The organism is Kitasatospora sp. NPDC024654, from assembly GCF_055559155.1.
On sequence record NZ_JBVHLF010000043.1, the window covers coordinates 35,146 to 45,841 of the forward strand.

Consider the following 10,696-nt stretch of genomic DNA (forward strand, 5'->3'; position numbering starts at 1 on the left):
CCCCCCCCCCCCCCCCCCCCCCCCCCCCCCCCCCCCCCCCCCCCTCCCGCCCCCCGCCCCCCCCCCCCCCCCACCCCCCCTCCCCCCCCCCACCCCCCCCCCCCCCCCCCCCCCGGGCCCTTCACCAGCTGCGCACCTGCCGGATGATCCGGCGGCGCAGCAGGACGGTTCGGCTGCCGTCCGGAAGGAGCCGCAGCCTGTCCAGCTCCCAGTGCCCGTACTCGGCGTGCTCGGTGAGCAGCTGCCGCGCCGCGTTGCGCGTCGTCCCGCGCGGCATCCGCAGCGACCGGTACTCGTACTCGGGCTGCCGGACCAGCTTCGGTGGGGTCAAGGTGCGCCTCCTCAGCGACGTCTAGCGGGTAAGCCTACGACCCTGGCCCCGACGACGGCGCCGGTTCGGACCACCCGGCCCGGTGGTCCGCCGCCGTCCTCCGGCAGAAGTCCTCTGATGCCCGGTCAACTCCCCGGCCCGGCCGCGCTTGGAGGCGTTCTACCCGGCGCTCGGCGTCGGAATGCGGCCCGCCGTGGGCCGAAGGAGTGAGTATTCGGGCGGGCACAGAAGCGTACGCTTCGGACATCGCGGGTCAAGTTGCCGGGAATTCGGGTGCTCAGAGCGGAACCCCGGTGCAGCCCGGGCCCTGGTGCGGATAGCGTCTGACCCATGTCTGATGCCGCGCAGCTCACCAGCACCGAGGTACGCGACGCCGCCGAGGCGGTCAAGGCCGCCATCGACCGCCATCTGGAAGCGGTGTCCAGCACCACCACAGCGGACGACCCCGCTGTCTTCGCCGCCTACGAGGAGTTGGCTGCGGCGGCCATCGCCTACGACCAGTTGCTCTACGAGGTCTACGACGAGGTCACCCCGTTCGAGGTCCCCGGCGACGGCGGCCCGGGCAGCTACCGGGGGCCGGAGCAGCCGGAGGCGATCAGCGTCCTGATCCGCCGCGACTACCGGATCGCCGATCCGCGCCGGCTGCGTGCCCAGGCCGAGCGCTTGGACAGCTCGCTCACCCCCGGCGCCGGTGGCGCCGGGGCGGTGAACGCCGCGGTGGGCGTCCTGTTCGGCGAGTACGAGCCGGACGAGATCGCCGCCCGCGCCGAGGAGTTCGGGCTGGAGGAGGGCGACGGGACGCTCTGGGTCACGTCGGCCGAGCCGACCGAGCCGGGGGAGTGGCTGGCCGAGCCCTTCGACAGCCCGGACCCGCAGCTGCTGCTCTGCCGCTTCGACGTCAGCGAGGTCTACGACGACGAGGAGCCGGAGGAGGACGACGAGCCGGGCGAACCCGTTGACGGGTGACCTTCCGTTCCCACGGATCGAGGCCCGAGGGGCGCACGCGTCGAAATCACGTGCGACCCTCGGGCCTCGCCGCGCCCCGCCCGGGTGCCCTGATACGCCTGCCGCTCAGTACGCCTGCTCGGCGTGCTCGGCCAGGACCGCCCGCAGCCGGGTGGTGCGCGACCGGGCCGGCCGCTCGGCGACGGCCTGCGCCAGCGCGGGCCCGGCCGCGTGCACCACGGACAGGTGACGCTCGGCGCGCCCGAACGCGGTGTAGACCCACTGCCGGGTCAGCCCGGCCGCGGCGTCCTCCGGCAGCACCACCACGGCGCCCGGCCAGCGCCGGCCGACCGCCTGGTGCACGGTGAGCGCCCAGCCGTGTCGCAGCTGGGCGGCCTGCGCCGGCGTCACGGTGAGCTCGGCACCGCCGGCGAGCGCCAGCCGCAGCCCGGCCGCGTCACCGCTGAGCACCGTGCCCGGCCGGCTCACCCCGGGCACCGGCGAGTACACCACCCGGTCGCCCGGGTCGAATCCGCCGAACCGGCCCGGCCCGGGGTTCAGCCGGGCCTTCGCCGCGGCGTTGAGCGCCCGGGTGCCCGCGCCGCCGCCGTGCCCGGGGGTCAGCAGCACCACGTCCTCGGCGGGGATGCCCAGCGCGCGGGGGATGGAGTCGGTGAGCAGCTGGACGGCCCGGTGGACCGCCTCCCCGGCGTCCCGCGCGGTGAGGACGACCACCTCCTTCTCCGGCGCCTCGACGGTGGAGAGCTCGCCGATGCCGATGCCGGAGACCAGCTCGCCGATCGGGCCGAGGTCGGGGGTGCGGGAGGCGACCACCGGGCACGGCTTGGCGGCCAGCAGGTCGGCGAAGAGCCGGCCCGGACCGGCCGACCAGAGCTGGCCCGGATCGCCGCTGAGCACCAGCCGGGTGCCGTCGGCCAGCGACTCCACCAGGGTGGCGGCCAGCTCCAGGTCCAGCAGCGGGGCGTCCTGGACGATCAGCAGGTCGACGGCGAGCGTGCCGTCCTCGGCGCGCCCAGGGCCACCGTCCGGGCCGGCCAGCAGCTCGGCGAGGGTGGTCGAGCGGCCGGTCGGGGTGGGCGGCAGGGCACTGAGGGCGTCCCGGCCGTACTCCGTCCAGGCGGTGGCCCAGGCCCGCAGGCCGAGCCCGTCGGCGGCGCCGAGCAGCGCGGCGAGCTCGCCGCGGGAGGCCGCGTCGCCGGTGTGCAGGACCAGCGGGTGCGCGGCCACCGACCGGATCAGCGTGGCGGCCGAGGAGGAGGTCGCGGCCTCCGCCGCGATCTCCCAGGCTTCTCCCTCGGCCGGCTCGAAGGTGGACATGATCCGGACCAGCCCGTCCGCCGCGCTGTCCTCGGCCAGCGCCAACCGCTCCAGCGCGAGCAGCATCCGCACCGGCGGTTCGGCGTCCTCGCCCCCGGCCGGGGCCTCGGCACCGGTGAGCTCCTCCTGGAACGGCATCACCCGGCCGTCCAGCACGGCCTCCTGCAGCACCTGAGCCGGGTCCGGCAGGCCGAGCTTCTCCAGCTCGGCCCGCAGCTCGGCCGCCTCCAGCGCGGAGTGGCCGCGCTGCGCCGCCTGCTCCAGCAGCCAGCCGGCCAGGGCCTGGCCGCGTCGCGGGTCGTCGGGGCCGGCGGCGGGGCCGAGCAGCCCGCGCGCGAAGCCGTCGGCCTGCTCGGGGCGCACGCCGGGCAGCGCCAGCAGCGCCCACGGGTCGGCGCGCAGGGCCTCGGCCGCCCGCTCGCCGAAGGCCGTCACGGCCGCCGCCGCCAGGCCCGGCACGGCCGCCGCGGGCGCGCCGCCGGCCGCCAACACCTCGCCGGTGGCCCGGACCGCCTCGGCCCGGTCGGCCTCCGGAACGGCACTCGGCTGCTCCGGGGCGGCCCCAGCGGCCTCGGCGCCACTCCCGACGTTGCGGATCGCCTCCGCCAACGCGGCCACCTCGGCACTCCGGTCGCCCGCGCCGGACGCGGCCGGTACCTCCGCGTCGTCCGCCACGGAGACCGCGTCGTCGGGGGTGGGGTGCTGCGTCTGGCTCACAGTTCGTTCCAGTCCTGATCGGGGTAGCGGCGGACCGGCGCCGAGATGTCGTCGAGCGCACCGCGGATCTCATCCGGAAGCGTAAGCGCCTCCACCGACAGCGCCGCCTGCAGCTGCGCCGCCGTCCGCGCCCCGACGATCGCGCTGGCCACCCCGGGCCGGTCCCGGACCCAGGACAGCGCCACCGCCAGCGTGCTGCTGGCCAGCCCGTCCGCCGCGGTGGCGACGGCGTCCACGATCCGCCGTGAGCGCTCCGTCAGGTACGGCTGCACGTAGGGCGCGAGGTACGGCGAGGCACCCCGCGAGTCCTGCGGGATGCCGTGCCGGTACTTGCCGGTCAGCACCCCGCGGCCGAGCGGCGAGGAGGCGAGCAGGCCCACCCCGGCGTCCAGCGCGGCCGGCAGCACCTCCCGCTCGACGCCGCGCTGCAGCAGCGAGTACTCCAGCTGCGCGCCGGCCAGCGGCACCCGGCCGGGCGCGCAGCGCTGCCAGGTGGCGGCCTTGGCGAGCTGCCAGCCGCTGAAGTCGGCCACGCCGACGTACCGGGCCCGGCCCGAACCCACCGCCTGGTCCAGCGCGGCGAGGGTCTCCTCGGTCGGGGTGGCCGGGTCGAAGGCGTGCACCTGCCAGAGGTCCACGTAGTCCGTCCCGAGCCGGCGCAGCGAGGCGTCCAGGGCGCCCAGCAGGTGGCCGCGCGAGGCGTCGAAGCGGCGGTCGGAGTCGGGCACGCTGCCGGCCTTGGTGGCGATCACCAGCTCCGAGCGCGGGATCAGGCTCTCCGTCAGGCGCGAGATCAGGTACTCGGCGCCGCCGTCACCGTAGACGTCGGCGGTGTCCACCAGGGTCCCGCCGGCCTCCGTGAACTCCTTGAGCTGCTCGGCGGCCTCCTGCTCGTCGGTGTCCCGGCCCCAGGTCATGGTGCCGAGGCCGAGCCGGGAGACCCGCAGACCGGTCCGGCCGAGATGACGCTTCTCCATGTCGGGACCCCTCGGTCAGTGCGCCGGCGCCGGGGCCGCCGACGTCCGGCCGCCACGGCCGTCCCTCGGCACCCCCGGACCGTCGTGGCGACCCGCGGCGCTGCTGGAAACACGCGGCCGGGTCACGTGACGTCCATATCGGTGCGAAGCCTAGTGGCCGCCCGCCGAGCCGCCGCGCAGACCCGCAGGAGGCCGCGGGGCGCGGCCGGGACGGATGTGACGCGGGGCACAGCTACCGGCCAGTAGCATGGCCCGCCAGGCCCGGCTACGCTCGGCTCGGACTCTCTCCCGGAAGGCAAGGCCCCCTATGCGACTCGGTATCAACCTCGGTTACTGGGGACTCGGCATGGACGCCGACAACATCACGGTCGCCCAGGAGGCCGACCGGCTCGGCTACTCGGTCTGCTGGGCCGCCGAGGCGTACGGCTCGGACGCCGCCACCGTGCTCTCCTTCGTGGCCGCCAGGACCGAGCGGATCGACGTCGGCTCGGCGATCTTCCAGATCCCGGCCCGCACCCCGGCGATGACCGCGATGACCGCCGCCACCCTGGACACGCTCTCCGGCGGCCGGTTCCGGCTCGGCCTCGGGGTCTCCGGCCCGCAGGTCTCCGAGGGCTGGTACGGCGTCAAGTTCGACAAGCCGCTGGCCCGCACCCGCGAGTACGTCGAGATCATCCGCAAGGCGATGTCCCGCGAGCGGCTGGTGCACGAGGGCGCGAACTGGACCCTGCCGCTGCCCGGTGGCCCGGGCAAGCCGCTCAAGCTGACCGTCCACCCGGTGCGCGAGCACATCCCGCTCTACATCGCCGCGATCGGCCCGAAGAACCTGGAGCAGACCGGCGAGATCGCCGACGGCTGGCTGGGCATCTTCTTCGCCCCCGAGCACGCCGCGCTCTCCCTCGACCCGCTGCGGGCGGGCCGCGCCAAGGCCGGTCTGACCCTGGACGGCTTCGACCTCTGCCCCACCGTCACCATCTCGGTCGGCGAGGACGTCAGGGCCGCCGCCGACACCCAGCGCTCCTACGCCGCCCTCTACATCGGCGGGATGGGCAGCAAGGAGAAGAACTTCTACAACCAGCTGGCCCGGCGGATGGGCTACGAGCAGGCGGCGGACGAGATCCAGGAGAAGTACCTCGCCAAGGACTACCAGGGCGCCGCGGCCGCCGTGCCGCACGACCTGATCGACGCCACCTCGCTGCTGGGCCCCAAGGAGCGGATCGCCGAGCGGATGCAGGCCTACGCGGCCGCCGGGGTGACCACGCTGACCCTGGCGCCGGCCGGTTTCACGCTGGACGAGCGGATCGCGGCGCTGCGCACCGGGGTCGAGGCGCTGGAGCTGGCCGGCCTGGCCTGAGGCCCGCAGCTGTTCCCGGGCCGGTGCGGGGCAGCCCGGCCCCGGTCCGGGCTGCCCCGCACCGTCACGCCGTAGGCTTGCCCCATGCCGACACTGTTGCTGGTACGCCATGGCCGCTCGACCGCGAACACCGCCGGGATCCTGGCGGGTTGGACCCCCGGGGTCGACCTGGACGACACCGGCCGGGCCCAGGCGGCGGCGCTGGTGGAGCGGCTGGCCGAGGTCCCGCTGGTGCGGGCGGTCAGCAGCCCGCTGGAACGTTGCGGGCAGACCCTGGCCCCGCTGCTGGCGGCCCGCCCCGAGCTGGGCGAGCCGACCCTGGACGAGCGGCTCGGTGAGTGCCACTACGGCGAGTGGACCGGCCGCCCGCTGATCGAACTCGCCCTCGAACCGCTCTGGCGCACCGTCCAGGACCACGCCTCGGCGGCCGCGTTCCCCGGTGGCGAGTCGCTGCGGGCGCTGAGTCACCGGACGGTCGCGGCGGCCCGCGAATGGGACGAGAAGATCGCGGCCGAGCACGGCCCGGACTCGGTCTGGCTCGCCTGCACCCACGGTGACGTGGTCAAGGCGGTGGTCGCCGACGCGCTCGGCCTGCACCTGGACCACTTCCAGCGGATCAACATCGAGCCCTGTTCGATCACCGCGATCCGCTACACCCCGCAGCGTCCGTTCGTGCTCCGGATGGGCGACACCGGCGACCTCGCCGGTCTTCGGCCGCGCCCGGCCACCGGCGGCGACGCGGTGGTCGGCGGCGACACCGGCACCGCCTAACCACCGCCGTCCGGGCTCGCCGCACGGCCGGGCCGGACCGACGCCGGCCGGCGCCGAAGCCGTAGGGTGAAGAAACGCGCCCACCCCCACCGATCGTCTTCCCAACCCCCGGAGCGAGAAAGTGCCCCGTCAGGTCTTCTTCTACGACCAGCCCGAGCGGTTCGTGGCCGGCACCGTCGGCCAGCCCGGCTCGCGGGCCTTCTTCCTGCAGGCCAGCGCCCGCGGCCGGATCACCAGCGTGCTGCTGGAGAAGACGCAGGTCGCGGCGCTCGCCGAGCGGGTGGACGAGGTGCTCGACGAGGCGCTGCGGCGCAGTGGCGGCCAGGCCCCGATCCCGGCCGTCGCCCCGACCGAGCTGATCGACACCGCGCCGCTGGACCTGCCGCTGGAGCAGGAGTTCCGGGTCGGCACGATGGCCCTGGCCTGGGACAGCTCCGAGGGCTGCCTGGTGGTCGAGGCCCAGGCCGTGCTGGAGGACGCCGAGGACGAGGAGGCGGAGGCCGCCTTCGAGGACGACGAGAACGGCCCGGACATGCTCCGGGTGCGGCTCACCGGCGCGATGGCCCGGGTCTTCGCCAAGCGGGCGTTGGACCTGGTCGCGGCCGGGCGCAAGCCCTGCCCGTTCTGCAACCTGCCGCTGGACCCGGAGGGGCACCTGTGCCCCCGCGCGAACGGCTACCGGCGCTGAACGGCGCGACCGCGGACGCCGCGGGACCGGAGCCCGTGGCGGTGGACGCCGAGGTGGAAGTGGACGAGGTGGAACCGGCGATACCCGAGGTCGACCCGGTGACCAGCGCGGCCCTGGCCGCCGACGTCCCCGCCGCGCTGGCCCTGCTCCGCGAGGGAGAGCTGACCGTGCACGGCCAGCTCTCCGACGCCTCCAACGCGGCGCTCTACTGCTCGGTGGCGCAGGACGGCGTGAGCGCCGTCTGCGTCTACAAGCCGGTGGCCGGCGAGCGCCCGCTCTGGGACTTCCCGGACGGCACGCTGGCCGGCCGTGAGGTCGCCGCCTACGAGCTGGCCGCCGCGACCGGCTGGCAGTTGATCCCGCCCACCGTGCTGCGGGACGGGCCGTACGGGGCCGGGATGGTGCAGCTCTGGGTCGAGCCCGACCCGCAGGCGCCGCCGCTGCTCGCGCTGCAGGACCCGGCCGGCCCCGAACCGGGCTGGCTGCCGATCGTCCGGGCCGAGGTCGGCGGCGGTCGCACCGCGCTGCTGGTGCATCCCGACGACACCCGGCTGCGCCGGCTCGCGGTGCTCGACGCCGTGCTCAACAACGCCGACCGCAAGGGGGGCCACCTGCTGCCCGCCGCCGACGGGCGGATCTACGGGATCGACCACGGGGTCACCTTCGCGGTCCCCGGCAAGCTGCGCACGCTGCTCTGGGGCTGGGCCGAGCAGCCGCTGGCCGAGGAGGCCGCCGAGATGCTGCGCCGGCTCGACGCGGAGCTGGCCGGGCCACTGGGGGAGCGGTTGCGGCCGCATCTGACGGAGGGTGAGCTGACGGCCACCCGGGAGCGGGTCGCCGTGCTGCTGCGGACCGGCCGTCATCCGCTGCCGTCCGACGAGTGGCCGTCGATCCCCTGGCCGCCGGTCTGAGCGGGCCCGTGCCGTTCATATCGGACCGGTAACGATCGGGCGGATAAGGAATTTCAGCTGATTCTGCCTACTGGTTAGCCTTTCAAATGATCGCAAGGTTAGAGTCATTTTCATGCATGCCTGGCCCGCTTCCGAGGTTCCCGCCCTGCCTGGTCAGGGACTCCCCCTGCGTATCCACGACACCGCCGCGGGCGGCACCCGGGAGGTCGTCCCCGAGGGCCCCACCGCCCGGCTGTACGTCTGCGGGATCACCCCGTACGACGCCACCCACCTGGGCCACGCCGCCACCTACAACGCCTTCGACCTGGTCCAGCGGGTCTGGAGGGACGCCGGTCACGACGTGCTCTACGTCCAGAACGTCACCGACGTGGACGACCCGCTGCTGGAGCGCGCGGTCGCCACGGGTGAGGACTGGACGGTGCTCGCCGAGCGTGAGACCGCGCTCTTCCGCGAGGACATGACGGCGCTGCGGATGCTGCCGCCGGCCCACTACATCGGCGCCGTCGAGTCGATCCCGTGGATCGTCCCGCTGGTCAAGAAGCTGCTGGCGAGCGGCGCCGCCTACCGGGTGGACGACGACATCTACTTCTCGGTCGACGCCGACCCGCGGTTCGGCGAGGTCTCCCGCCTGACCCGTGAGGAGATGCTGCCGGTCTTCGCCGAGCGCGGCGGCGACCCGGACCGTCCGGGCAAGCGCAACCCGCTGGACGCGTTGCTCTGGCTGGCCGCCCGGCCCGGCGAGCCCGCCTGGGACACCGAGCTCGGCCACGGCCGCCCCGGCTGGCACATCGAGTGCGTGGCGATCGCACTGGAGTTCCTGGACATGTCCTTCGACATCCAGGGCGGCGGCAGCGACCTCTCGTTCCCGCACCACGAGATGGGCGCGGCGCACGCCCAGGTCGCCACCGGCGCCCACCCGTTCGCGCGGGCGTACGTGCACGCCGGCATGGTCGGGCTGGACGGGCACAAGATGTCCAAGTCCCGCGGCAACCTGGTCTTCGTCTCCAAGCTGCGCCGCGACGGGGTGGACCCGGCGGCGATCCGGCTGGCCCTGCTCTCCCACCACTACCGGTCGGACTGGGAGTGGGACAAGTCGGTGTTGGACGAGGCCGTCGAGCGGCTGGCCCGCTGGCGGGCGGCGGTCTCCCGACCGGACGGTCCGGCGGCCGATGGCCTGCTCGCCGAGGTGCGCGCGGCACTCGCCGACGACCTGGACGCCCCGGCGGCGCTCGCCGCCGTGGACCGCTGGGCCGCCCTGCAGGCGGAGAGCGGCGGGACCGACATCGGCGCCCCCGGGCTGGTCTCGCGCACGGTGGACGCCCTGCTCGGCGTCGCACTCTGACGGACGGCGCGCGGCGTGGGGGGCTGCTCCCCGGCGCCGCGCGCTTCGCCCGCTCAGTGGGCTTCGGTGCTCTGGTCCTCGGTGCCCCCGTCAGGGAACCCGGGGGCCGTGCGGTCCCGCGGGGAACCGGCTGTGTCCGGCTCGCCGATCGCCACTCGCTCGGCGCCGTTCGCGAGCCGTGGCGCCTCGGGCGGCCCCGGCACGGCCGACGGATCGGCGTTCTCCGCCGTCGCCTCTGCCGCCTCCGCCGAGCGCTCGTTCGCCGCCGTCGCGCTGTCCAGGAAGCGCAGCAGCTCGACCGGGAACGGCAGCACCAGCGTCGAGTTCTTCTCGGCGGCCACCTCCACCACGGTCTGCAGGAGCCGCAGTTGCAGTGCCGCCGGGGTATGGCTCATGATCGCGGCGGCCTCGGAGAGCTGCTTGGACGCCTGGTACTCGCCGTCGGCGGTGATGATCCGGGCCCGCCGCTCCCGGTCGGCCTCGGCCTGCCGGGCCATCGAGCGTTTCATCGACTCCGGCAGCGCGACGTCCTTGATCTCCACCCGGTCGATCTGGATCCCCCAACCGAGCGCGGGGCTGTCCAGCATCAGCTCCAGGCCCTGGTTGAGCGGCTCGCGGTTGGCCAGCAGGTCGTCCAGCTCACTCTTGCCGATGATCGAACGCAGCGAGGTCTGGGCGACCTGCGAGATGGCGAACTGGTAGTCCTGCACGTTCACGGTGGCGCGCACCGGGTCGACCACCTGGAAGTAGACCACCGCGTCGACCCGGACCGTCACGTTGTCCCGGGTGATGCCCTCCTGGGCGGGCACCGGCATGGTCACGATCTGCACGTTCACCCGGCGCATCCGGTCGGCGACCGGCAGCAGCATCACCAGCCCGGGCTGGCGGATGTCCGCCCGTACCTTGCCGAAGCGGAACACCACGCCACGTTGGAACTGCTGCACCACCCGTACGCTCGCGGCGGCCCACAGGGCGCCGAGGCCGGCGACTCCGGCCAACGCCCCCAAGACCGCATCCAGGATCAACATCGCCGTCACCTCGGCCACACCCGGCTCCGGCTTTCCACGGTACTCCCGCGTGTGAGTCCGCAGCAGGCCCGATCGGGCCCCACGGCGGGGCCTTCGCGGCTCCCCCCACCGCGACCCCTGGCGCCGTCTCCGCCCGAGCTGCCGATCCGGGCCCCGAGATTGGTCTAGACCCTTGACAGATCTCGGGTCCGCCGGGTGCACTGGGCCGGTGGGGGGGGGGGGGGGGGGGGGGGGGGGGGGCGGCGGGGGGGGGGGGGGGGGGGGGTGGGGGGGGAGGGGGGGGGGTCCGGTGTG

Annotated in this window: 10 protein-coding genes; 6 read left to right on the forward strand and 4 right to left on the reverse strand. The window is 74.9% G+C overall.

Annotation, left to right across the window (positions count from 1 at the left end):
* Positions 1 to 121: 121 nt before the first annotated feature.
* Entirely contained in the window at positions 122 to 331 is a 210-nt protein-coding gene (locus ACZ38L_RS23955) for a DUF5703 family protein (RefSeq protein WP_465696889.1), read from the reverse strand.
* Between the two features lie 330 nt (positions 332 to 661).
* Between ACZ38L_RS23955 and ACZ38L_RS23960 the strand changes: the two genes are divergently transcribed.
* Positions 662 to 1,297, forward strand: coding sequence for a hypothetical protein (locus ACZ38L_RS23960; protein WP_465696890.1), 636 nt, complete (start codon positions 662 to 664; stop codon positions 1,295 to 1,297).
* Positions 1,298 to 1,402: 105 nt separating this feature from the next.
* Here ACZ38L_RS23960 and ACZ38L_RS23965 read toward each other — a convergent pair whose 3' ends face one another.
* On the reverse strand, positions 1,403 to 3,331 hold the full coding sequence (locus tag ACZ38L_RS23965; RefSeq protein ID WP_465696892.1) for a helix-hairpin-helix domain-containing protein: 1,929 nt from the start codon (positions 3,329 to 3,331) through the stop codon (positions 1,403 to 1,405).
* A complete protein-coding gene (locus ACZ38L_RS23970; protein ID WP_465696894.1) occupies positions 3,328 to 4,308 on the reverse strand; it encodes an aldo/keto reductase in 981 nt (326 codons plus the stop codon). The genes ACZ38L_RS23965 and ACZ38L_RS23970 overlap by 4 nt, the downstream gene beginning before the upstream one ends.
* 307 nt (positions 4,309 to 4,615) lie before the next feature.
* Here ACZ38L_RS23970 and ACZ38L_RS23975 point away from each other — a divergent pair, with 307 nt between their 5' ends.
* From ACZ38L_RS23975 to mshC, 5 genes are all read left to right on the forward strand, one after another.
* Positions 4,616 to 5,662, forward strand: a complete 1,047-nt coding sequence (locus ACZ38L_RS23975; RefSeq protein ID WP_465696896.1) for an LLM class F420-dependent oxidoreductase — start codon at positions 4,616 to 4,618, stop codon at positions 5,660 to 5,662.
* Between the two features lie 84 nt (positions 5,663 to 5,746).
* Positions 5,747 to 6,433 carry a histidine phosphatase family protein gene (locus tag ACZ38L_RS23980; RefSeq protein ID WP_465696898.1) on the forward strand — a complete coding sequence of 229 codons (687 nt, stop codon included), beginning with the start codon at positions 5,747 to 5,749 and terminating at the stop codon, positions 6,431 to 6,433.
* A gap of 121 nt (positions 6,434 to 6,554) precedes the next feature.
* Entirely contained in the window at positions 6,555 to 7,121 is a 567-nt protein-coding gene (locus tag ACZ38L_RS23985; RefSeq protein WP_465696900.1) for a DUF3090 domain-containing protein, read from the forward strand.
* A gap of 68 nt (positions 7,122 to 7,189) precedes the next feature.
* On the forward strand, positions 7,190 to 8,032 hold the full coding sequence (locus ACZ38L_RS23990) for an SCO1664 family protein (protein WP_465696938.1): 843 nt from the start codon (positions 7,190 to 7,192) through the stop codon (positions 8,030 to 8,032).
* 112 nt (positions 8,033 to 8,144) lie between these two features.
* Positions 8,145 to 9,374: a cysteine--1-D-myo-inosityl 2-amino-2-deoxy-alpha-D-glucopyranoside ligase gene (mshC, locus tag ACZ38L_RS23995; protein ID WP_465696902.1), complete on the forward strand. Its 1,230-nt coding sequence runs from the start codon at positions 8,145 to 8,147 to the stop codon at positions 9,372 to 9,374.
* A 53-nt stretch (positions 9,375 to 9,427) separates the two neighbouring features.
* On the opposite strand, the gene ACZ38L_RS24000 is transcribed toward mshC, so the two are convergent.
* The gene (locus ACZ38L_RS24000) at positions 9,428 to 10,402 is read right to left on the reverse strand and encodes a slipin family protein (protein WP_465696904.1); all 975 of its coding nucleotides are present in this window, start codon (positions 10,400 to 10,402) and stop codon (positions 9,428 to 9,430) included.
* Positions 10,403 to 10,696: the final 294 nt, after the last annotated feature.